Origin of the sequence: Flagellimonas allohymeniacidonis, from assembly GCF_004296335.1 — a bacterium.
Taxonomy (GTDB): Bacteria; Bacteroidota; Bacteroidia; order Flavobacteriales; family Flavobacteriaceae; genus Flagellimonas; species Flagellimonas allohymeniacidonis.
Genome location: NZ_SGIU01000001.1, coordinates 102,682 through 124,959, shown reverse-complemented (window position 1 = coordinate 124,959; position 22,278 = coordinate 102,682). Strand labels below are relative to the sequence as shown.

The 22,278-nt window shown below is 42.1% G+C and carries 19 protein-coding genes; 11 read left to right on the top strand and 8 right to left on the bottom strand.

All coding sequences use genetic code 11. The annotated features are described in order from the left end of the window. Positions 1-23: 23 nt before the first annotated feature. Positions 24-2,555, bottom strand: a complete 2,532-nt coding sequence (gene gyrA / locus EW142_RS00570) for a DNA gyrase subunit A (protein WP_130608170.1) — start codon at positions 2,553-2,555, stop codon at positions 24-26. Between the two features lie 260 nt (positions 2,556-2,815). On the opposite strand from gyrA, the gene EW142_RS00565 reads away from it, so the two are divergent. Then, positions 2,816-5,371 (top strand): ATP-dependent Clp protease ATP-binding subunit, encoded by a 2,556-nt coding sequence (locus EW142_RS00565; RefSeq protein ID WP_130608167.1) that lies wholly within the window; start codon positions 2,816-2,818, stop codon positions 5,369-5,371. A gap of 159 nt (positions 5,372-5,530) precedes the next feature. Continuing rightward, the gene (locus tag EW142_RS00560) at positions 5,531-5,953 is read left to right on the top strand and encodes an STAS/SEC14 domain-containing protein (RefSeq protein WP_130608165.1); all 423 of its coding nucleotides are present in this window, start codon (positions 5,531-5,533) and stop codon (positions 5,951-5,953) included. On the opposite strand, the gene EW142_RS00555 is transcribed toward EW142_RS00560, so the two are convergent. Continuing rightward, the gene (locus EW142_RS00555; protein ID WP_130608162.1) at positions 5,950-7,485 is read right to left on the bottom strand and encodes an NAD(P)H-hydrate dehydratase; all 1,536 of its coding nucleotides are present in this window, start codon (positions 7,483-7,485) and stop codon (positions 5,950-5,952) included. The two genes, EW142_RS00560 and EW142_RS00555, sit on opposite strands and share 4 nt — an antisense overlap. A 233-nt stretch (positions 7,486-7,718) precedes the next feature. On the opposite strand from EW142_RS00555, the gene thrA reads away from it, so the two are divergent. From thrA to EW142_RS00510, 9 genes are all read left to right on the top strand, one after another. Next, entirely contained in the window at positions 7,719-10,163 is a 2,445-nt protein-coding gene (gene thrA / locus EW142_RS00550) for a bifunctional aspartate kinase/homoserine dehydrogenase I (RefSeq protein ID WP_130608159.1), read from the top strand. 1 nt (position 10,164) lies between these two features. After that, complete coding sequence (locus EW142_RS00545; RefSeq protein ID WP_130608156.1) at positions 10,165-11,088, top strand: homoserine kinase; 924 nt, start codon at positions 10,165-10,167, stop codon at positions 11,086-11,088. A gap of 3 nt (positions 11,089-11,091) precedes the next feature. After that, positions 11,092-12,387, top strand: coding sequence for a threonine synthase (gene thrC / locus EW142_RS00540; protein ID WP_130608153.1), 1,296 nt, complete (start codon positions 11,092-11,094; stop codon positions 12,385-12,387). A gap of 103 nt (positions 12,388-12,490) precedes the next feature. Continuing rightward, on the top strand, positions 12,491-13,576 hold the full coding sequence (gene gcvT, locus EW142_RS00535; protein WP_130608150.1) for a glycine cleavage system aminomethyltransferase GcvT: 1,086 nt from the start codon (positions 12,491-12,493) through the stop codon (positions 13,574-13,576). Next, a complete protein-coding gene (locus tag EW142_RS00530; RefSeq protein WP_130608148.1) occupies positions 13,576-14,490 on the top strand; it encodes a glutaminase in 915 nt (304 codons plus the stop codon). The genes gcvT and EW142_RS00530 overlap by 1 nt, the downstream gene beginning before the upstream one ends. 3 nt (positions 14,491-14,493) lie before the next feature. Next, positions 14,494-15,315, top strand: a complete 822-nt coding sequence (locus EW142_RS00525; RefSeq protein ID WP_130608145.1) for a sugar nucleotide-binding protein — start codon at positions 14,494-14,496, stop codon at positions 15,313-15,315. Between the two features lie 59 nt (positions 15,316-15,374). Continuing rightward, complete coding sequence (locus EW142_RS00520; RefSeq protein WP_130608142.1) at positions 15,375-15,662, top strand: 4a-hydroxytetrahydrobiopterin dehydratase; 288 nt, start codon at positions 15,375-15,377, stop codon at positions 15,660-15,662. 74 nt (positions 15,663-15,736) lie between these two features. Further along, positions 15,737-16,447: a YebC/PmpR family DNA-binding transcriptional regulator gene (locus EW142_RS00515; protein ID WP_130608139.1), complete on the top strand. Its 711-nt coding sequence runs from the start codon at positions 15,737-15,739 to the stop codon at positions 16,445-16,447. A gap of 126 nt (positions 16,448-16,573) precedes the next feature. After that, positions 16,574-17,068, top strand: coding sequence for a hypothetical protein (locus EW142_RS00510; RefSeq protein WP_130608136.1), 495 nt, complete (start codon positions 16,574-16,576; stop codon positions 17,066-17,068). Here EW142_RS00510 and EW142_RS00505 read toward each other — a convergent pair. The 6 genes from EW142_RS00505 to EW142_RS00480 form a co-directional block, all read right to left on the bottom strand. Further along, complete coding sequence (locus EW142_RS00505; RefSeq protein ID WP_130608133.1) at positions 17,065-17,604, bottom strand: 1-acyl-sn-glycerol-3-phosphate acyltransferase; 540 nt, start codon at positions 17,602-17,604, stop codon at positions 17,065-17,067. The two genes, EW142_RS00510 and EW142_RS00505, sit on opposite strands and share 4 nt — an antisense overlap. A gap of 35 nt (positions 17,605-17,639) precedes the next feature. Further along, a complete protein-coding gene (locus tag EW142_RS00500) occupies positions 17,640-18,695 on the bottom strand; it encodes an iron-containing alcohol dehydrogenase family protein (protein ID WP_130612331.1) in 1,056 nt (351 codons plus the stop codon). A gap of 69 nt (positions 18,696-18,764) precedes the next feature. Beyond that, positions 18,765-19,469 carry an HAD family hydrolase gene (locus EW142_RS00495; RefSeq protein ID WP_130608130.1) on the bottom strand — a complete coding sequence of 235 codons (705 nt, stop codon included), beginning with the start codon at positions 19,467-19,469 and terminating at the stop codon, positions 18,765-18,767. Continuing rightward, positions 19,460-20,188 carry a 3-deoxy-manno-octulosonate cytidylyltransferase gene (gene kdsB / locus EW142_RS00490; protein WP_130608127.1) on the bottom strand — a complete coding sequence of 243 codons (729 nt, stop codon included), beginning with the start codon at positions 20,186-20,188 and terminating at the stop codon, positions 19,460-19,462. The genes EW142_RS00495 and kdsB overlap by 10 nt, the downstream gene beginning before the upstream one ends. A gap of 7 nt (positions 20,189-20,195) precedes the next feature. After that, positions 20,196-20,765 carry a DUF4126 domain-containing protein gene (locus EW142_RS00485; protein WP_130608124.1) on the bottom strand — a complete coding sequence of 190 codons (570 nt, stop codon included), beginning with the start codon at positions 20,763-20,765 and terminating at the stop codon, positions 20,196-20,198. A 30-nt stretch (positions 20,766-20,795) separates the two neighbouring features. Beyond that, positions 20,796-22,229: an ATP-dependent DNA helicase gene (locus EW142_RS00480; protein WP_130608122.1), complete on the bottom strand. Its 1,434-nt coding sequence runs from the start codon at positions 22,227-22,229 to the stop codon at positions 20,796-20,798. Positions 22,230-22,278: the final 49 nt, after the last annotated feature.

Sequence of the window (22,278 nt, the reverse complement as noted above, 5' to 3'; positions counted from 1 at the left end):
CAATTAATATTAGTGTTTACTGATTATTCTTTTGTTTCACCCTCAGGGGATTCAAAATCCGTACCATCTTCACCGTTCACCTCAATATTCCTGATATCTGTCTCATCCACAGCATCTTCGTCTTTCATGACTTTGGCCACCGCAGCAATAGAATCATTTCCTTTTAGGTTAATGACCTTTACGCCTTGGGTAGCTCTTCCCATAACTCTCAAATCCTCGACGCTCATTCGAATGGCAATTCCCGATTTATTGATAATCATCAAATCATCAGAATCAGAAACGTTCTTTATCGCCACTAATCCACCGGTCTTATCAGTTATGGAAATGGTCTTAACTCCTTTCCCTCCTCGGTTTGTAATTCGATAATCATCAATTGTACTTCGTTTACCATAACCATTCTCTGAGACCACCAGAATATCGTCCTCAAAGTTATGGACCGAAACCATACCGATAACCTCATCTTCCTCACTGGCTAGGGTAATTCCTCGTACCCCTGAGGCATTTCTACCCATAGGACGGGTCTTACTCTCTTCAAATCGTATCGCCTTACCCGATTTTAGCCCAAGTAATATTTGACTTGTTCCAGTGGTCAACTTGGCCTCGAGCAGCTCATCCTCCTCTCGTATATTGATGGCGTTGATTCCATTTTGTCTAGGTCGGGAATACTGTTCCAAAGAGGTCTTCTTCACCGTGCCCTTTTTGGTTGCCATGATTACATAATGGTTGTTCACATAATCCTCATCCTTAAGATCACGGGTACATATAAAGGCTTTAACCTTGTCATCCTGTGCAATGTTGATAAGATTCTGGATGGCCCTTCCTTTGGATGTTCTACTGCCCTCGGGAATTTCATAGACCCGCATCCAGAAACATTTTCCTTTTTGGGTGAAGAACAACATATACTGATGGTTTGTTCCCACGAAAAGGTGTTCCAAGAAATCCTCATTACGGGTCGAGGAGGCTTTTTGTCCTACCCCGCCCCTGTTCTGGGTTTTGTACTCTGAAAGCGAAGTTCTTTTGATGTATCCCGCATGCGAGATGGTTATGACCACCTGCTCATCTGGAATCATATCCTCTATGCTCAAATCTCCGCCAGCAAAATTGATCTCAGACCTTCTAGCGTCACCATACTTGTCTTTTACTTCTTGAAGCTCCTCTTTGATGATCTCCATTCGGCGTTCTTTTTTGGCCAAAATATCCTTTAGATCCTCAATGGTCTTTTTCAATTCGTCATACTCTTCACGAAGCTTGTCTTGTTCAAGGCCGGTTAGCTGTCGCAATCGCATTTCCACAATGGCCTTGGCCTGCACCTCAGTTAATTTGAAGCGTTCCATCAAATTGCTCCGGGCCTCATCAACATTTGAAGAAGCTCTAATAATCTCGATAACCTCGTCAATGTTGTCAGAAGCAATAATGAGCCCCTCCAATATGTGGGCACGGTCCTCCGCCTTTTTCAGTTCAAATTTCGTCCTGCGGACTACTACCTCATGCCGGTGGTCCACAAAATGGCCAATAATTTCCTTTAGGTTGAGAAGCTTTGGCCTTCCATTTACCAAGGCAATGTTGTTGACACTGAAGGAGGATTGAAGTGCCGTGTATTTATAAAGTGTGTTTAATACGATATTTGGAATGGCATCCCGCTTCAGAATATAGACTATGCGCATTCCCTTTCGGTCAGATTCATCTCTAATGGTGGAGATGCCTTCAACCTTCTTATCATTGATGAGGTCGGCGGTCTTTTTAATCATGTCCGCCTTGTTGACCTGATATGGTATTTCAGTAACAATAATGCATTCGCGACCCTGCACTTCTTCAAAAGTGGCCTTGGCCCTCATCACCACACGTCCCCTACCGGTATGAAAAGCTTCCTTTACGCCATCATAGCCATAAATGATTCCTCCTGTAGGGAAATCCGGGGCCTTAACATGGGTCATCAACTCATCAATATCGATATCGTTGTTCTCAATGTAAGCCACGGTACCATCCACAACCTCTGAAAGATTGTGCGGCGGCATGTTGGTTGCCATACCCACAGCAATACCAGAAGCCCCGTTCACTAAAAGATTGGGAACACGGGTAGGAAGAACGGTAGGTTCTTCAAGTGAATCATCAAAGTTTAACTGATGGTCAACGGTATCCTTATCGATGTCCGCCAACATTTCATCAGCAATTTTACGCATTCGTGCCTCCGTATAACGCATTGCCGCTGGACTATCGCCATCCACCGAACCAAAGTTTCCTTGGCCATCGATGAGCATGTACCTTAAACTCCATTCCTGGGCCATACGCACCATAGTGTCGTAAACGGAGGTGTCCCCATGCGGGTGGTACTTACCCAAAACCTCCCCTACAATACGTGCAGATTTCTTATGGGCACTTGTAGACCGAACGCCCAGTTCATGCATGCCATACAACACACGTCTGTGAACAGGTTTTAGTCCGTCTCTGACATCTGGCAGAGCACGTGACACAATGACCGACATTGAGTAATCAATGTAGGCAGATTTCATCTCATCCTCAATGTTGATAGGAATTAACTTTTCTCCTTCCGCCATGCTAAAATCTTATTGCTTTTTACAGGTTAAAACATCGTGGCAATATACGGAAAATCGACCCTTTCAATACAATAGGCAAGTACTTTATTAAAAAAATTATCAACACCATAAGGGTGCGGTAAATGGTTTAAAAACTATGTTAAACTATAGAGGATTGATGCTTTATTTCGACTTTTAATTCATATTTATCGAATATGGGTACGGTATTTGGACACCGTAAGGATAGATTTATTAATTTTAAATGCTGAATAAGGTAGCGTATGGATGATAATTTTTCCCCTAGAGTAAAAGACGTTATAGCATATAGTAAGGAGGAGGCCCTCAGGTTAGGGCATGATTTTATTGGAACGGAACATTTAATGCTTGGTCTTTTGCGCGATGGAAATGGCAAAGCCATTAATATTTTGGATGCCCTTGATGTGGATTTGGACCATTTGAGAAGAAAAGTGGAAATTCTAAGTCCGGCTAATCCAAATACAGGCACCACCCAAAAAGACAAAAAGAACCTACACCTTACAAGACAAGCAGAACGTGCACTGAAGACCACTTTTTTAGAAGCGAAGTTGTTTCAGAGCTCTTCTATAAATACAGCCCATCTATTGTTGTGCATTCTCAGAAATGAAAACGACCCGACAACTAAGCTATTGCATAAGCTAAAAGTGGATTACGATAATGTAAAAGAACAATTCAAATCGATGATTACCAGCGATGATGATTATTTGGATACTCCGCGTTCGGAGTCTTTCCCAAGTGATCCCGAAGATGCCGGGGATACGAAGGACAGTGGTTTTGGCTCAAGCTCTTCCCAAAAGGGAAGTAAAAAATCCAAGACCCCGGTCCTTGACAATTTTGGCCGTGACCTAACCCGTTTGGCGGAAGAAAATAAATTGGACCCTGTTGTAGGTAGAGAAAAAGAGATTGAGCGGGTATCCCAAATTTTGAGTAGAAGAAAAAAGAACAATCCCTTGCTTATTGGAGAACCGGGAGTGGGTAAAAGTGCCATTGCTGAAGGGTTGGCCTTACGAATCATCAATAAGAAAGTCTCAAGAATTCTGTACAACAAACGTGTGGTTACTTTAGACCTTGCCTCACTTGTGGCAGGAACCAAATATCGTGGCCAGTTTGAAGAGCGGATGAAGGCGGTGATGAACGAGCTTGAGAAAAATGACGATATCATTTTGTTCATTGATGAGATTCATACCATTGTCGGCGCCGGAGGCGCCACAGGAAGTTTGGATGCCTCCAATATGTTCAAACCGGCATTGGCCCGGGGTGAGATTCAATGTATTGGAGCAACCACCTTGGATGAATATCGCCAATACATCGAGAAAGATGGTGCATTGGAGCGTCGTTTCCAAAAGGTGATGGTAGAACCAACCACAGTTGAGGAAACCATCGAAATTCTTATGAATATTAAAGGTAAGTATGAGGATCACCACAATGTGAACTATACAGACGAGGCCATTTTAGCCTGTGTAAAACTTACCAATCGATATATGACCGACCGATTCCTTCCAGACAAGGCCATTGATGCCTTGGATGAAGCTGGGTCAAGGGTGCATATTGTGAATATGGATGTACCCAAGCAAATCTTGGAGCTTGAAACCCAATTGGAAGAAGTTCGCGAGCTTAAGAACAGCGTGGTCAAAAAGCAGAAATACGAGGAAGCTGCCAAGCTTCGGGATGATGAAAAGCGTCTTGAAAAAGAGTTAATGACCGCCCAGGAAAGATGGGAAGAGGAAAGTAAAATGCACCGTGAAACCGTAAGCGAGGATAATGTGGCCGATGTGGTTTCCATGATGAGTGGAATCCCTGTTAATAGAATAGCGCAAACGGAAAGCAACAAACTTGCTGAATTGCCCGATTTAATTAAAGGGTTTGTCATTGGGCAAGATGAAGCCGTGTCCAAAGTGGCCAAGGCCATTCAACGAAATAGGGCAGGTCTAAAAGACCCTAATAAACCTATTGGCTCTTTCATTTTCTTGGGACAAACCGGTGTTGGTAAGACCCAATTGGCCAAAATATTGGCCAAAGAGCTTTTCGATTCCGAGGATGCACTTATCCGAATCGATATGAGCGAATACATGGAAAAGTTTGCCATCTCAAGGTTGGTTGGGGCACCTCCGGGTTATGTAGGATATGAAGAAGGTGGACAACTGACCGAAAAGGTTAGAAGAAAGCCCTATTCCGTAATCTTGCTGGATGAGGTCGAAAAAGCCCATCCCGATGTGTTCAATATGCTGTTGCAAGTATTGGACGATGGTTACCTAACGGATAGTTTAGGTAGAAAAATTGATTTTAGGAACACCATAATCATCATGACTTCCAATATTGGGGCCCGCCAAATAAAAGACTTTGGGCAGGGTGTCGGCTTCGGAACCGCTGCGAAAAAAGCCCAGGCCGATAGTCATCAAAAAAGTGTGATTGAAAATGCACTAAAAAAAGCGTTTGCTCCCGAATTCCTCAACAGAATAGATGACGTTGTTGTCTTTAATTCTTTAGAGCGCGAGGATATCCATAAAATCATTGATATCGAATTGGATAAGTTGTTCAATCGAATCAAGGATATTGGTTATGACCTGAGCCTTTCTGAAAAGGCCAAGGATTATATTGCCGAAAAAGGTTTCGATAAGCAATATGGGGCACGACCATTGAAAAGGGCCATCCAAAAATATATTGAGGACACCCTGGCCGAGGAAATCGTAAACTCCAAATTGGAGGAAGGCGACAGTATTTTTATGGACTTGGATGAGAAAAAAGATGAACTCACCATCAAAATCCAAAAACCTGAAAAATCTCCCAAAACGGAACAATAGAATTTCTTAGCGAATTTATATAAGCCGGTGAATGCCGGCTTTTTTTTGCGCCCAGCCCAAAAACTACCGTACAAACGATATTTACGCTGTTAATCTATATTTTTTCTGGTGAATGCCGTTTGCACATACATTCGTAATGAGACACTATAATTTCGGGGAATGAGAATTGCGTATAGGAAAAATGCCATCGTGGTACGTGAGTATCAGTTGGACATTGGAACCGTACAAGTCTATGATGACTATATGGTTTCCACTTTCGATGAGGGCACTACGCTTACACTTGAGCGAGCCTACCAGATCATCGGGATTTCAGAAATACACTTTAGGGAGAAAAACTTCGGCTACATCAGCCTGAGAAAGAATTCCTATGCGGTAGATCCCACCATCTACAATTATTTGCGTGGGATGGAAAACCTAAAGGCTTTTGCCATCGTTTCCAAAAAAGAAATTGACATGCACAATTTCAAAATAGAAAAGCTTTTCTACAAAAAGAACATGGAGTTCTTTATCGAGTTTGACAATGCACTCACTTGGATAAAAAAGCGTCTAAAAAACAGCAAAAAGAAGAAAAATAAAAACTAAGTTTCCTTTTTGTTTTGCGGAGGTTTTGGCCTCAATAATTCCACAAAGGCCTTTCCCAAATTCTCTATAATATCCGAAGCAATCAAAGCTTCAAACCCTATTTCGGACGCTTTGATGTCTGCGGCTAATCCATGAAGGTAAACTCCAAAAATGGAGGCTTCTAAGCTGTTATACCCTTGTGATAAAAATCCTGTGATAATTCCGGTAAGTACGTCCCCACTGCCAGCCGTGGCCAGACCGGGATTTCCTGAGGTATTAAAATAGCCTTTCTCCCCATCCACAATAAGACTATTTGCTCCCTTCAACACTAAAATGACACCATGCTTCATTGAAAAGGCATTTGCCTTATCCAACTTATCAAAGTCATCGTCCCAACTTCCTATCAAACGCTCCAACTCTTTTGGGTGAGGTGTCAATATGGAATTCTCGGGCAGCTGCTTAAGCATTTCCTGATGTTTTGCCAAAATATTTATGCCGTCCGCATCAATCACCAAAGGCTGTTTTGCTTTCTGAAGGAATTCGCCGAAAGCTACCACGGTTTTCTTAAAGGTGCCAAGTCCCATCCCAATGCCAATGGCACTCGCAGTAAATGGAATTTCGATTTCAGTGATATGATCCATTGCGGTATCAGTCAATATCATGGCTTCGGGAAAGGAGGATTGTAACGCGTTATATCCACAACCAGGCACAAACATGCTTACCAAGCCACTTCCTGACCGTAAACAAGCTCTTCCTGCCAATTGAACCGCTCCTATCTTGCCATGGCTTCCTCCGATGATAACGGCGTGACCATAAGTTCCCTTATGGGAAAATTTCGTTCTAGGCTTATAAATCGATACAAGGTTGGATCTTTGGGTCAAAAAATAATTTGACTCTAAACCGCTGATAAAGTCCGAATCTAAATCTATATTCAAAATCTCCCAGGTATCCAAGTACTTGCCAGTTTCCGGCAATAGAAATACCAGTTTTGGAACCTGAAAGCTCAATACGTGGTTTGCTTTTATCACGGAGGTGAACTTCCAAGATACTTTTTGTGAGGGTAAGCCAGACGGAACATCAACTGAGATAACAAAAGCTGGTGAAGTATTGATATGTTTTATTAGGTTAGCCACCCATTTATCGGGCTGCCGGTTCAGCCCTATTCCAAAAATGGCATCCACCACAATATCATCCATTCCAATCTGGGGTAGCTGACTCTTTGCCTCAAGAAAACTGGGCCATATTTTACGGTCCTTTAGCCTTTCTAAATTCAATAGGAAGTCTTTGGAGCGTTTTTCACTGAAGTCCACTACATAGGTCTGAAAGTTGTACCCATGTTCAAACAAATGCCTCGATAGGACCATTCCATCACCGCCGTTGTTGCCTATTCCACAAAAAACATGAATTTTTACCTGCGCACCCTGCAGTCTTCCATGGAGCCATTCAAAAATCTTTAAGGCCGCTCTTTCCATCAGGGCATCACTCGTAATACCCTGTTTTTTGATCGTGAATTTATCAGCTTCGTAGATTTGTTCTGACGATAAAATTTTCATTTAGCAATAAAAAGCGATTAAAAGTATAGATTCCGCAAAAATTTTGGAACGATTTGATGAAGCACTCAAAAGTACTACATTTACCCTGATTTTGTATTATCCGCAAACTGATAGACTGCAACGACAGATGATTAAAACGAACGGATTTTTCTTCACTACTACCACCCCTTTGGGGTAGTCTATTCTTTATTTCCGTCCTTACCACCTTTTTATTCATCCAATTCAAATAAAACATGAGAGTTCTAAAATTTGGTGGCACTTCCGTTGCCAGTCCAGAAAACATACAAAGAGTAAAAGATATCCTAGAAAACAACAAAGCAAGTAGGCAAGCTGTTGTCGTATCGGCTTTTGGCGGAATCACAGATCTATTGCTCAATATTTCAGAGTTCGCCGCCAATCAAGATGAGTCCTATAAAAAAGGCTTAGAAGAAATTGAAAGCAGGCATATCGCCGCAATAAAAGAATTGATTCCCATACAGAAACAAAGTGCCATTCTTAGTAAGGTGAAAAGTGACCTAAACGTATTGGAAACGTTGCTGGAGGGGTCCTTCCTTATCGGTGAACTCACTCCTAAACTTTCAGATAAGATTGTAAGCTATGGGGAATTGCTTTCCGCCTTTATTATTTCTGAATATCTTAAATCACAGAATCTTGATGCAACTTTTAAAGACAGTCGCGAACTTATCGTTACAGACAAAAATTTTGGTAAAGCCTCTGTGAATTTTTCAGAAACCAATCAAAACTGTAGCCAATACTTTGAAAAAAGTTCCCAATCAATTACCATATTGCCTGGTTTTGTAGCTTCCTCATTATTTGGAGATTCCACAACATTGGGAAGAGGCGGTTCCGATTATTCGGCGGCAATCTATGCCGCTGCCTTGAACGCTGAAGTTCTAGAAATTTGGACTGATGTAAGTGGTATGTTTACAGCGAACCCAAAATTGGTAAAGCAGGCCAAAAGTGTTTCACACATCAGTTATGAAGAAGCAATGGAACTGTCCCACTTCGGGGCAAAAGTGCTTTATCCTCCTACGATTCAACCTGTTTTGGATAAAGGAATTCCGATTGTAATTAAAAATACGTTTGCACCTCAAGATACTGGCACCCATATTTCAGCAAGTGCCAACGGCACTGGAAAATCCGTTCGTGGCATTAGCCATGTGGACAAAATCACTTTAATCTCTCTGGAAGGTCCGGGGATGGTGGGCATTCCTGGTATCTCCAAACGTTTTTTTGAAACCTTGGCTCTTGGAGGCATCAGTATTGTTCTTATTACACAAGCCTCTTCAGAACATTCCATCTGTGTTGGAATATCCGAAGAGGACGCGGAAAGAGCAGAAGAGGCCTTGAACGCTGCCTTTGCCTACGAAATTTCCATCCGTAAACTTAAACCTGTTCAAGTGGAGAAAGATCTGGCCATTGTGGCCCTGGTAGGAGAAAATATGAAAAGTCACCAGGGGTTGAGTGGAAAAATGTTCAGCACACTAGGAAAAAACAATGTTAACATCAGGGCCATTGCCCAAGGTGCATCCGAGCGGAACATTTCAGCGGTCATTGAAAAGACTGATGTAAAAAAGGCGCTCAACTCTCTACATGAGCGATTTTTCGAGGAAAACATTAAGCAGCTCAATCTTTTTGTTATGGGCGTTGGCAATGTAGGCTCCCGATTTCTTGAGCAGATAAAACAACAACGAAACTACATCAAAAAAGAACTCAAGTTGAACCTAAGGGTCATAGCAATAAGCAATTCGAGGACCATGTTTTTTGATGAAGAAGGGATATCTCTAAAAAAATGGCCTGAGCTTTTGTCAAGTGGTGCTCCTGCGGATACCGGTCAGTTCTTTGAAAAAATCAAGGAATTGAATTATAGAAACAGTGTTTTTGTTGATAACACGGCCAGCGATTCCATAGCATTGACCTATCCCGAATACCTAAAAAACAGTATTTCGGTGGTCACATGCAATAAGATAGCCTGCTCATCAGATTTTGATTTTTATAAGGAACTCAAGTCCCTTTCCAAAAAATACAATGCTCCTTTTCTTTTTGAGACCAATGTGGGAGCTGGTCTTCCTATCATTGACACCTTAAAACATTTAATCGTTTCTGGGGATAAGGTCCACAAAATACAAGCCGTACTTTCTGGGAGTTTGAATTTCGTTTTCAACAATTTTAATGATTCCACCACTTTTCACGATGTCGTGAAACAAGCACAAGAAGAAGGCTATACAGAACCAGACCCCACCATTGATTTAAGTGGTATTGACGTGATGCGCAAAATCTTGATTTTGGCCCGGGAAAGCGGACATCAAATTGATATTGAAGATATTACAAATGACTCTTTTCTTCCTGAAGAAAGTTTACAAAGCGATTCAAATGAAGCTTTTTTTGAATCCCTGAAAAAATATGAATCAGACTTTCAGCAGCTGTACAAGGAAGCAAGAGACGCCGATACCAAACTAAAATATGTTGCAGAATTTGCAGATGGAAAAGCAAAGATTGGTTTGAGCCAAATTCCTAAGGGACATGATTTTTACAATTTGGAGGGGAGCGACAATGTGGTACTGTTCTTCACGGAACGTTATCCCAATCAACCCTTAATAATTAAAGGAGCCGGAGCCGGAGCTGAAGTTACAGCATCGGGTATCTTTGCAGATATCATACGTATTGGAAATTTTTAGTATGGAAGCCATAAAAGTCTTTTGTCCGGCCACAATTGCCAATGTATCCTGCGGTTTCGATGTATTGGGTTTGGCCTTGGAGAATGTGGGTGATGAAATGATTGTTCGAAAATCTTCGAATAAGGGAATTAGCATCACCAAAATACTTGGTCAGGACCTGCCTCTGGAACCTTCCAAAAATGTAGCTGGAGTTGCCGCCCTGGCCTTGTTGGAAAAATCCGATTATTCTGGTGGCTTTGAGATTGAAATCCACAAGAAAATCAAACCAGGAAGTGGTATTGGCAGCAGTGCGGCAAGCTCGGCCGGAGTGGTCTGGGCCATAAATGAGCTGCTTGGGAAGCCTTTTTCCGAATTGGAATTGGTAGAATTTGCCATGCAAGGAGAAAAACTGGCCAGCAATGTTGCTCATGCAGACAATGTGGCCCCCGCCATTTATGGCGGTTTCACTTTAGTGAGAAGCTACGAACCCTTGGATGTGGTTCCCCTTCCTACCCCATCTGAGCTCTATGCGACCATTATTCATCCGCAAATAGAAGTAAAAACCTCCGATTCGCGTAAAGTTTTGAAAACTAAAATCACTCTCGCACAAGGCATTCAACAATGGGGAAATCTTGGTGGACTCATCGCAGGTTTGTTCCAAAGTGATTATCCATTAATAGGGAGGTCTTTGCAGGACCATATTATCGAACCTATTCGCTCCATTTTGATTCCAGGGTACGACGAGATTAAATCAGAATCCATGAAAGCTGGTGCCCTGGGATGTGGAATTTCCGGTTCCGGACCCTCTATTTTTGCACTCAGTCAAGGTTTTGAAATTGCAAAGAAGGTTGCAGATTCCATGAAAGCAACTTATGAGCATTTTGATATTGATTTTGATGTTCACGTATCTTCCATTGGTTCTGAAGGTGTCAAAATAATTTCATAATCCATGCAATATTATAGTTTGACCAACCCGCAATTAAAAGCTTCTTTCAAGCAGGCAGTAATTCAAGGTATTGCACCTGACAAGGGACTTTACTTTCCGGAAGAAATTCATCCTCTTCCCCAAGAGTTTTTCGAGACCATTGAACGCATGTCCAATCATGAAATAGCTATAAAAGCCATTGAGCAGTTTGTGGGTGATGAAATTCCCAAAGCCGTATCGCACGACATTGTGAAAAGGGTCTTGGATTTCGACTTTCCAATTGTTCCCATCGAAGAAAACATAGGTACGTTGGAACTTTTTCATGGTCCCACTATGGCCTTTAAGGACGTTGGCGCCCGATTCATGGCCAATTGTCTGGGCCATTTTTCCGAAGAAGGAGCTTCCGAAGTTACGGTTCTGGTTGCGACCTCTGGGGATACGGGTGGTGCTGTAGCAAACGGTTTTTTGGGCGTTGAAGGAGTAAATGTTGTGATTCTCTATCCGAGCGGAAAAGTCAGTGATATTCAAGAGAAGCAACTTACCACTTTAGGTCAGAACATTATAGCCCTTGAGGTCAACGGTACATTTGATGATTGCCAAACTATGGTGAAAAATGCATTTCTGGATGAAAGTATCACTTCGCAACGAAAACTCACCTCTGCAAACAGCATCAATATCGCCAGATGGTTACCCCAGTGCTTCTATTTTTTGTTTGCCTACAAACAAGCAAAATCAAAGAATAAAGATTTAGTTTTCTCAGTGCCTTCTGGAAATTTTGGAAACATTTGTGCTGGAATGGTGGCACAAAAACTTGGAATGCCTGTCAAACAATTCGTGGCGGCGACCAATGTGAATGATGTGGTACCTCAGTTCATGCAGGATGGCCAGTATATACCAAAGCCTTCCGTCGCTACAATTTCAAACGCAATGGATGTTGGTGATCCCAGCAACTTTATCAGAATCAGAAAACTATATGACAATGATTTTGAAAAATTGAAGACCTCCCTTTCAAGTTTTTCATTTACCGATGAGGAAACTAAAGCTGCCATGAAACACATCCGTAAAAACTCCGGTTATGTGGCCGATCCCCATGGTGCTGTCGGGTATTTAGGGCTGAAAGAATATCAAAAAAAACATCCAAATACCTACGGTATTTTTCTAGAAACAGCACATCCTGTAAAGTTTTTGGATGTGGTTAAAGAAACCTTGGATTTTACTCCCAACATTCCTGCTCAAATCGAAAAAGTACTGCATAGAACCAAGCGTTCCATCAAAATAGATTCGTATTCAGAATTAAAATCCTATCTCCTCGATAGTTAGGTCTTCCCCTTTTCAAGTTAACAATGCTTTGTTCAAAACAATAGGGATTTGAGCATCGCAACTGGAGCGAAATCGATAAATTTACCTCAGTAAAAAGTAGTTTATGAAGAATACTGCCCTCAGTGAGATACATGAGGCGCTAGGTGCCAAAATGGTGCCTTTTGCCGGGTTCAACATGCCTGTTTCCTATGAAGGAGTCAATGCAGAGCACGAAACTGTTAGAAAAGCTGTTGGTGTCTTTGACGTTTCCCACATGGGGGAATTTCTTATTGAAGGCCCCAATGCTTTGGATTTGATACAAAGGGTCACATCCAACGATGCCTCTAAATTGACCGTCGGTAAGGCGCAATATAGTTGTTTCCCCAACGAAACTGGTGGAATTGTAGATGACCTGATCGTGTACCGTATAAAGGATGAAACCTATCTTTTGGTGGTGAATGCCTCCAATATTGAGAAAGATTGGAACCACATTGCCAAATACAATGAAACTATCGGAGCCGAAATGCGGAACATTTCCGATGATTTTTCTTTATTGGCCATTCAAGGTCCCAAGGCTGTTGAAGCCATGCAATCCTTGTCCTCGGTTGATTTGTCAAGCATCAAATTTTACAATTTCGTAGTTGGCGATTTTGCGGGTATTGATCATGTCATCATCTCGGCGACCGGCTATACCGGTTCAGGGGGATTTGAAATCTATTGTAAGAACTCCGAAGTAGTCCAAATCTGGAGCAAAGTATTGGAGGCCGGAGCTGATTTCGGCATTAAACCCATCGGATTGGCGGCTAGGGATACATTGCGGTTGGAAATGGGCTATTGCCTTTACGGGAATGACATTGACGACAATACCTCCCCTTTTGAGGCTGGGTTGGGATGGATCACCAAGTTCACCAAGGAATTTGTGAACAGCGAGGCTTTGGCCAAAGAGAAGGCTGAAGGTCCAAAACGTAAGCTTATTGGCTTCCAAATGCAGGAAAAGGGAATTCCGAGACAGGGATATGCAATAGTGGACGCCTCTGGAAATGAAATTGGCAAAGTAACTTCTGGTACCATGTCGCCTTCCATGGGTCAAGGTATTGGAATGGGATATGTGAAAGTGGAAAATGCTACTTTGGATGAAACCATTTTCATTCAAATACGAAAAAATCAAGTGCCGGCAACGGTTGTCAAACCTCCATTTTACAAGAATTGATGCCTGAGTTTCAGAACATTCTCGATAACATCTGTGCTCAAGCAAAAACAACTCATGATAAAGGTAAAGTAGCCTCCTACATTCCGCAGCTAGCCTGCATGGATATCAACAAATTTGGGATAGCGCTTTTGGACCAAAATGGGGTTTTGTACTCGGCAGGGGATACAAAAGATAAGTTCTCCATTCAAAGTATCTCCAAAGTTTTGACGCTATCATTGGCATTTGAATTACTTGGAGAGCAGCTTTGGAACCGTGTGGGGGTAGAACCTTCTGGAGACCCATTCAATCATTTGTCCCTTCTGGAACAAGAAAATGGAAAACCTCGTAATCCTCTCATAAATGCCGGGGCCATTGTGGTTGCAGATGTACTGGTTTCACAACTCAGAAACCCAAAACAGGATTTATTGGAATATGTCCGGAAAATTGCACACGACCCTACCATTGCATATGACAAGAGTGTCGCAAAATCGGAAAAGGAAACTGGTTTTCGAAATTATGCTGCCGCTTATCTGATTAAATCCTTTGGAAACCTCGAAAATGAGGTTGAGACCGTTTTGGATTTTTATTTTCATCAATGTTCTTTAAGCATGTCATGTGAGCAACTGGCCTATACCTTTTATGTTTTTGCCAATAGAGGAAAATGTTTGAAGCAAACATCGTATCTAAACCTAAGTCAAGTAAAACGGATAAATGCCATTATGCTGAGCTGCGGTTTTTATGATGAGGCCGGGGAATTTGCTTATGAGGTGGGCCTGCCAGGAAAAAGTGGTGTTGGCGGAGGCATTGTTGCGGTACATCCGAACAGTTTTAGCGTGGCCGCATGGTCTCCTGGTCTGAATGAAAAAGGAAATTCGAAGCTTGGTCTTCAAGCTTTGGAAAAATTGACTACGGAAAGTGGTCTTTCAATTTTTTAGGTATTGAAGAAAAAAAGGATCTTAATACTAGGGGCAAGTGGGTTTATTGGTAATGCCATTTACAAAGAACTTTGTTCTTATTTTGATACCTATGGCACGTATTGCTCAAATACACTATTTCAGGATAACAGGCAATTCTATAGGTATGATCTTCAAGAGGATGATATTTTCCGAATCCTGGAAAGGGTAAAGCCTCATTTTATCATCTCTGCTTTACGGGGCAGTTTTGGAGCGCAGATTCAAGCGCATCAACATATTATCGAATACCTTTTGAAAAACCCGTGCAAACTGTACTTTATTTCATCTGCCAATGTTTTTGATGCGTACAGTAAATTTCCTTCCTATGAAATGGACAAAACCCTTTCCGAGAGCATCTACGGCCGTCTCAAGATAAAGATTGAGAACATGCTCATGCGTATTCCGAAGAAAAAGATGGCAATTCTTCGAGTGCCCATGGTTTTTGGAAACACGTCTCCCCGAATCAAAGAAATACGGTTGTTACTGGAAAACAATGACCCCATCGAGGTTTTTCCGAACCTCATCATCAACGTTACCAATGACGACCGTCTCACCCAACAAATCCACTATTTGATCAATAGGGATAAATATGGTATTTTTCATTTGGGGAGTGAAGACCTCATTCAGCATGAGGAGTTCATTAAAGAAATCATTCGAAAAATGGGGAACTACCACCCTATTCTTAAACGTGTCTATACGACCAACGAGGACCGATATTTGGCAGCTTTACCGAAAGACCATCTTTTACCCAAAAATTTGAGGATAAGCTACCAAGAGATTATTGATCACCATCTCACGGTGGAATAATCAAAATAATTTGTCGCTTTCGGTAGTTAGATTCACTAATTTTAGAAAAAGAACCCACCATGGAAAAATTGACAGAGCAACAGATTAGAGAGCATTTGGAGGAGTTAAAAGGATGGAGCTTCAAGGACGGATTTATCCAAAAGCATTTTGTGTTCAGCGATTTCAAGGAAACCTTTTCCATAATGACCCGCATCGCCTTTGAATGCGAAGAAATGAACCACCATCCCAATTGGGAAAACGTTTATAACAATCTTACCATACGTCTCAACACCCATGATGTTGGGGGTATCACCGAAAATGATATCAATCTTGCCAAGACCATAGAATCCTTGGTAAAATCCAAGTAATACAGGCCATACAATAGACTTGGTAGGGCACCTTTTTTTGTTAAATTTGTTCCCGTTCATTCTGAAAAACAACTATGGGAAGAGCATTTGAGTTTAGAAAGGCAAGAAAAATGAAACGTTGGGCAGCTATGTCCAAGGCCTTTACACGAATCGGCAAGGACATTGTGATGGCGGTAAAGGAAGGTGGGCCAGACCCGGATGCCAATTCTCGATTACGCGCGGTGATTCAAAATGCCAAAGCGGTCAACATGCCCAAAGACAATATCGAAAGGGCAATTAAAAGGGCTTCCGATAAAAACCAAGGGGATTACAAGGAAGTGCTCTTTGAGGGCTATGGCCCACATGGTATTGCCGTACTTATTGAAACCGCAACGGACAACAATACACGCACTGTCGCCAACATCCGAAGTTATTTCAACAAATGCAATGGGAGTTTGGGAACTTCTGGCTCAGTAGAATTTATGTTTGACCATACTTGCAATTTTAGGATCAATGGCGAAGGTGTCGATTCCGAAGAACTTGAATTGGAAATGATCGATTATGGTGCTGAAGAAGTCTTTGTGGACGACGATGGTATACTGATCTATGCGCCCTTTGAGAATTTTGGGGCCATTCAGAAAGAATTGGAGTCCCGGGAACTGGAAATCCTTTCGTCGGGGTTTGAAAGAATACCACAAGTGACGAAAGAACTTACCGAAGAACAAGTGGCCGATGTAGAAAAGCTATTGGAAAAAATCGAAGAGGACGATGATGTGCAAAACGTGTATCACACCATGAAAGAATAATAGTCAAAACTATGGAAAAGTTAAAACGGCCCTTTTATGGGTCGTTTTTTGTTTACAAACCACAAGGACATTCGGTAATTGTGTAAATTCAAAAAGAAAAACACGACCTATTTAAAAACTTTCGGTATGCGCAATACTATTCTTCCGCTTTTGGCTTTCTTATTTTTTGTTTCTGGATTTTCCCAAAATATGGATGCTTCCAAATTGTACGACATCATCGAACAGGAAGCGGATACGGTAAAAGTAACTGGCAATTCATATCAGTTTTTGTTCAATGAAAGTATGTTGGTCTGCATTTACGACGAAAATGCCAATAGGATGCGCATCATTGCACCCATTGTGAAACGAGAAGAAATCGGGGAAGAAGAACTCTTGAACGCCCTCGTCGCCAATTTTCATTCGGTTTTGGATGTAAAGTATGCGCTAAGTGACGAAATCTTGTGGTCGGTTTACGCCCACCCTTTGAGGGAGTTAAGTGAAGCACAGGTGGTCGATGCCATTCAACAGGTGTATGCCGCAGCGCTTACATTTGGAGGTTCCTACTCCAGTACCAATTTGGTATTTCCCGGGAATACCAAAAAAGTGGAAAAACCCAAACCGAAGCCTTTAAAGAAGACCTAGAAGCTGTATTCGGGAATTCGACCTTTGACCCCCTCATAAAATTGATGGATTCTTTGAAAATCTTCATCCACGTTTTCGGTAGGATGAAAAGGTTCCGATATCTTAACTTGTTTCTTCCCAAAGTCAAAGGCAACCATAACAATGGGAACTCTGGCCTTTTTGGCTATATGATAAAATCCGGTTTTTAATTTTTTGACCTTCTTCCGGGTACCTTCGGGAGCCAAAGCAAATCGAAACACTTTTTTTTCTTCGAAAATTTGGGCCACGCTATCTACGGTGTTTGAGCTTTGAGAACGGTCCACTGGGGCCCCTCCCGTTATTCGAAAGATCCATCCGAAAGGTGGTTTAAAAAGACTCTTTTTAGCCACGTAATTGATTTGTTTTCCAACAATTTCACGAATCATCAGCCCTATAAAAAAATCATACCAATGTGTATGCGGGATCACGATGACAACGCATTTATCCAAATCTGGAAACTTCCCCACAAGCTTCCATCCCAAAACTTTAAAATACAGAAAGCGGGATAGCCATTTCATTTTTGAATGTGTTTTAAAGGAGCGAGGGAATTGAGCTAAATCCTAGCGAAAAGCTCTTGCAATCTATTGGCATCCATTTTAGAGCGCCAATCTTTTCCCAGTGCATTTTCCCAAAGGGCTTCCATGCCCAGAGATACCTCGCTAAGGATATCAAAATCGTTTTGGGTAAGGTTGGCACATATGCCTTTTGGAAGTTCTATGCCGTGTTTCTCCTTCATTTGATGAAAAAGGGCCACTCCCTGCGGATAATAATCTTTCAAATGCTGGAAAACCAGACAATTTCCTATCCCATGTTTGATACCCAATAAATAGGACAGTCCGTAGCTCATCGCATGGGCAATACCCACCTGTGAATAGGCGATACTCATGCCACCATGCCATGAAGCCATCATCAATTTGTCTTGACCATCCTTTTCTTTAGGGTTTCCCAAGAAAACTTCTTCACAAAGCTCATGCGCTTTTTCCCCATAGCTCTGACTAAAGGCATTAAGGTGAGTTCCGTCCAAGGATTCCACACAATGGATGAAACAATCCATTCCTGTATAAAACCATTGATCTTTAGGGACCGTTTTGGTCAATTCTGGATCCAAAACGACTTGATCGTAGGTAGTGTAATCCGAATTGATTCCCAATTTTCTTTTAGGCCCCAATAGTACAGTGGTTCGGGAAACCTCTGCTCCTGTTCCACTAATGGTGGGAACGCCCACATGAAACAAAGATGGTCTGCCCACCAAATCCCACCCCTGATAGTGCTCGGCCTTTCCTGGATTGGTAAGCAAGATGGATACAGCTTTTGCTAAATCCAATAAGGTACCTCCACCAATACCAACAATACCGGAAGGCAATTCTTCATAAGCATCCTTGATTCGATTGACTAGGGCATCAACCTGCTCTGTTTTGGGTTCTTCCTTGGAAGAAATAAAAATGACTTCATCATTGAAAAGCATTGGTATTCTCCTCAAGAACTCCGGATTTTCAAAATAATCATCCACCAAAAAAATGAAAGGGGCTTCGGAATTTTTCCGTTTTGGCATCAATAAGTCTCCCAATTGATCAAAACTCCCCCGGCCAAAGACCACACGGGGTACCATAGGAAAGTTCTTGTAAGGGGTCTTACGCACAGATATCACTTCTTTTTTCTTCAAATCAGCCAAACTGCATTATTTATTCAAGTACTTCAAAATATCCCTCAAACTATTGAGCTTTAGATGGTCGTTTACCTGTTCATCTTGCGAGACCATCTCATGGGCCCAGGTTGTATGAAAGGGAACGTGAACTGCTTTTGCCCCAATGTTCAATATAGGTAATACATCCGATCTAAGCGAATTTCCAACCATCAAAAACTCCTTCACATGAATATCAAGATGGTCCAAAAGGTTTTTATAGTTATGCTCTTTTTTATCACTCAATACCTCTACATGATGGAAATACTCAGAAAGACCGGACTTTTCCAATTTCCGTTCCTGGTCCAATAAGTCTCCCTTGGTAAGAACAATGAGCCGGTATTTGTCCTTTAGTTCTTCAAGTACTTCCTCAACCCCATCCAACAATTCAACAGGATGGGCTATCATCTTTTTTCCAAGATCTAATATTTGCGAGATTGTAGTTTGGGATATGGTGTTGTTTGAAAGGTCCAAAGCAGATTCTATCATGGATAACACAAATCCCTTTATGCCGTAACCATAGAGATTCAGATTATCCATTTCAACTTTGAAGAGTTCTTGGTCAATTTTGTTTTTGGTCTCGTAATTTTCCAAGAGCTCGGCAAACTGTTCCTCCGTTTCACGGAAATAGGTTTCATTCACCCAAAGGGTGTCATCCGCATCAAATCCTATTACTTTTATTCCGCTGAAGTCTACTTCCATACCTTTCTTGCTCTATCCAAATCTTCTGGGGTGTCAATTTCTATTCCGGTGACATGGGTTTCCACCATTTTAATTTTCTTTCCGTATTCCAAAAACCGAATCGCCTCAATTTTTTCTTTTGCTTCCAAGGGCATCATGGGCAAGCGTTGGAAATCGAGCAGGGCCCTTTTTCGGAAAGCATAAATGCCTTTGTGCTTGTAATAAACCGCCTCAAATGATTCATCTCTGGGATAGGGAATTGGAGAACGTGAAAAATATAGGGCAAACTTGTTTTTATCGACAATGACCTTGACCGTGTTCGGGTTGGAGATCTCGTTCCAATCGGTGATAGGCGTCATCAAGGAAGCAAGGTCGATTTCTTTATTGTCATCTTCATGAAACACTTGGATCACTCGAGTAAGACTTTCTGAATCAATAAAGGGTTCGTCCCCTTGAACATTGATCACAATATCAACATCCAAATCCAAAACCGCTTCGGCAATACGATCACTTCCACTTTCATGCTCCTCCTTGCTCATTATGGCTTTACCTCCAATACCTGTGATGACATCAAAAATGATATCACTGTCGGTGACAACAAAAACCTCGTCAAACAAGCCTGTAGCAGTGGCAGCTTCATAGGTGCGTACAATAACCGGTTTTCCCCCCAGGTCCTGCATAAGTTTCGCTGGAAATCTGGACGCCTTATATCTGGCCGGAATCATGGAGATTATTTTCATAGCCGTGCTAGGTTTTCTTTCTAGGTCTCAGTTTGCGATAAATTCGGAAGATAATCACCAGAATAATGATTACGAGAATCGCCGCTAAAGGAGGGGCCAAAATTGAAGCGGTGGATACGGCCACAGCCGTTCCGGTTTCAACCGTGGAAACGATTGGATTGGCAAGTCCCCCTGTAGTTGAGGAAGAGGTCAACCGTCCTGCGGCATTGGCACCTTTAATTGCTGTAGCCGTGCCACCTCCAGCAATTATTGCAAGTGACCAGGTAACAACAGGATCTAAATCGGCCATTGTTGAAACCATTACGGCGGTGCCTGCAATACCGGCCAAGGGAATGGCCACACTGTCGAGGAGATTGTCCACCCAAGGAATGAAGTAGGCAAATATTTCAACCAAGGTAGCAACCCCAAAGGCAAGCAATGCCGGTAGACCACCAATCCACTGCCAGTTTTCATTGAGGTCCCAAGCTCCAAAATACGCAGCCAAACTGAGTGCAAACAAGGGCAGAAAAACTCGAAAACCTACAGAAGCGGCCAAGCCAACCCCTAGAAAAATGCTAATAATTGTGTCAGGTGACATACCCATGATTTGGACTAAAATAGGGTATTCCTAGTCAAGAAAAAAATCATCCTTAAATCCGATGAGATATAACTTTTCCTTAGCGCGGGTGACCGCCGTATAAAGCCATCTTAAGTAGTCCATATCAACGCCATTGGGCAGATATGGCTGTTCCACGAAAATGGTGTTCCACTGGCCTCCTTGCGACTTGTGGCATGTTATGGCATAGGAAAATTTCACTTGAAGGGCATTGAAAAATTTGTTGTTTTTAACCCCCAAAAACTTTTTATACTTCGATTTTTCGTGTGCATAGTCCTTCTGAACTTCTTGGTATAGCCTATTGCTCTCCTCGTAAGGTAATGAGGGTGTTTCTGCGGATATGGTATCCAACAACAATACCGTTTCAAAGGGTTTTTGATTGGGATAATCCACCATTTTTACTTTTACCTCTGCGAAGGAAAAACCGTAAAGTTCCTTAATCGCAAAAAGTTCCAAGATTTCAAGAATATCCCCATTGGCGATAAAGCCCGCCTCTGAGTTCGGTCTCAACCAGAAGTAGTTGTTCTTAACTACCATCATATAATCGCCAACCGCAATCTGATGGTCCAAAAAGAGGATTCGCTCCCGAATATTTTGGTTATAAAGGTTGGCCCTTTTGTTCGACCGCACTATAATGGCTGTTTCCTCTTTCCCGTCTTCATGATAGGAGGCATCAATCGCTTCCTGAATTTCTGAACCATCCATTAATCGAACAATATCCTTGAAACTACCTAGTTGAAACTGAAATTCATCAAAAAACTCAGACTGAATCTGCTCTCTAATATTTGTTGCATTATGCAAGATACCTGAATCCTGGGTTTGTCGCATAACCTCATCCAATTCCAACCCCACAACTTCTTTATTATAATTCAAGGAGAGCTGTTGCTCTTCAAGGGCTGGGCTTAACGTTCGCTTTACGGGTGGAAGCTGTGCCGTGTCCCCTATGAGCATCAATTTACAATTGTGGCCCGAGTATACGTAGAAGATGAGATCATCCAGAAGAGAGCCATTCGCGAAGAGCTTGGTGTCCGCTGGTGTATCGGAAATCATAGAGGCCTCATCCACTATAAATACAGTGTTTCGATGTTTGTTGGGTGCAAGTACAAATTGAATTCCCCCAGAAGTCTGTTTCTTCGGAAAGTAGATTTTCTTGTGAATGGTAAAGGCCTTGTTTCCGGAGTATGCCGTCATCACTTTGGCAGCCCTTCCGGTAGGGGCCATGAGTACCGCGCTCATTCGTACCTTCCATAAACTTGAGACTAAGGTGCCAATAATGGTGGTCTTACCGGTGCCCGCAAAACCCCTCAAAAGAAAAAGTTGTTCTTGACTTTTGTTCAATACAAAATCCGAAAGTTTGGCAAGAGTCATCTCTTGTTTTAGGGTGACCTGATGCGGGAACTTTTGGATGAGCAAAGACCGAAATTCTTGCGGTGTAGGGTAGTTCATAAGCTTTAAAGATACCACTGATTTTTAAAGCAAAAAGTTTCGTGATTAA

Excerpts from the sequence above, each read along its gene's own strand:
- EW142_RS00545 (WP_130608156.1), top strand. The coding sequence starts at position 10,165 with ATGGAAGCCATAAAAGTCTTTTGTCCGGCCACAATTGCCAATGTATCC.
- EW142_RS00520 (WP_130608142.1), top strand. The coding sequence starts at position 15,375 with ATGGAAAAATTGACAGAGCAACAGATTAGAGAGCATTTGGAGGAGTTA.
- EW142_RS00500 (WP_130612331.1), bottom strand. The coding sequence starts at position 18,695 with ATGGTACCCCGTGTGGTCTTTGGCCGGGGGAGTTTTGATCAATTGGGA.
- thrA (WP_130608159.1), top strand. The coding sequence starts at position 7,719 with ATGAGAGTTCTAAAATTTGGTGGCACTTCCGTTGCCAGTCCAGAAAAC.
- gcvT (WP_130608150.1), top strand. The coding sequence starts at position 12,491 with ATGAAGAATACTGCCCTCAGTGAGATACATGAGGCGCTAGGTGCCAAA.
- thrC (WP_130608153.1), top strand. The coding sequence starts at position 11,092 with ATGCAATATTATAGTTTGACCAACCCGCAATTAAAAGCTTCTTTCAAG.
- kdsB (WP_130608127.1), bottom strand. The coding sequence starts at position 20,188 with ATGAAAATAATCTCCATGATTCCGGCCAGATATAAGGCGTCCAGATTT.
- EW142_RS00510 (WP_130608136.1), top strand. The coding sequence starts at position 16,574 with ATGCGCAATACTATTCTTCCGCTTTTGGCTTTCTTATTTTTTGTTTCT.
- EW142_RS00515 (WP_130608139.1), top strand. The coding sequence starts at position 15,737 with ATGGGAAGAGCATTTGAGTTTAGAAAGGCAAGAAAAATGAAACGTTGG.
- gyrA (WP_130608170.1), bottom strand. The coding sequence starts at position 2,555 with ATGGCGGAAGGAGAAAAGTTAATTCCTATCAACATTGAGGATGAGATG.
- EW142_RS00485 (WP_130608124.1), bottom strand. The coding sequence starts at position 20,765 with ATGTCACCTGACACAATTATTAGCATTTTTCTAGGGGTTGGCTTGGCC.
- EW142_RS00505 (WP_130608133.1), bottom strand. The coding sequence starts at position 17,604 with ATGAAATGGCTATCCCGCTTTCTGTATTTTAAAGTTTTGGGATGGAAG.
- EW142_RS00530 (WP_130608148.1), top strand. The coding sequence starts at position 13,576 with ATGCCTGAGTTTCAGAACATTCTCGATAACATCTGTGCTCAAGCAAAA.
- EW142_RS00495 (WP_130608130.1), bottom strand. The coding sequence starts at position 19,469 with ATGGAAGTAGACTTCAGCGGAATAAAAGTAATAGGATTTGATGCGGAT.
- EW142_RS00555 (WP_130608162.1), bottom strand. The coding sequence starts at position 7,485 with ATGAAAATTTTATCGTCAGAACAAATCTACGAAGCTGATAAATTCACG.
- EW142_RS00480 (WP_130608122.1), bottom strand. The coding sequence starts at position 22,229 with ATGAACTACCCTACACCGCAAGAATTTCGGTCTTTGCTCATCCAAAAG.
- EW142_RS00565 (WP_130608167.1), top strand. The coding sequence starts at position 2,816 with ATGGATGATAATTTTTCCCCTAGAGTAAAAGACGTTATAGCATATAGT.
- EW142_RS00560 (WP_130608165.1), top strand. The coding sequence starts at position 5,531 with ATGAGAATTGCGTATAGGAAAAATGCCATCGTGGTACGTGAGTATCAG.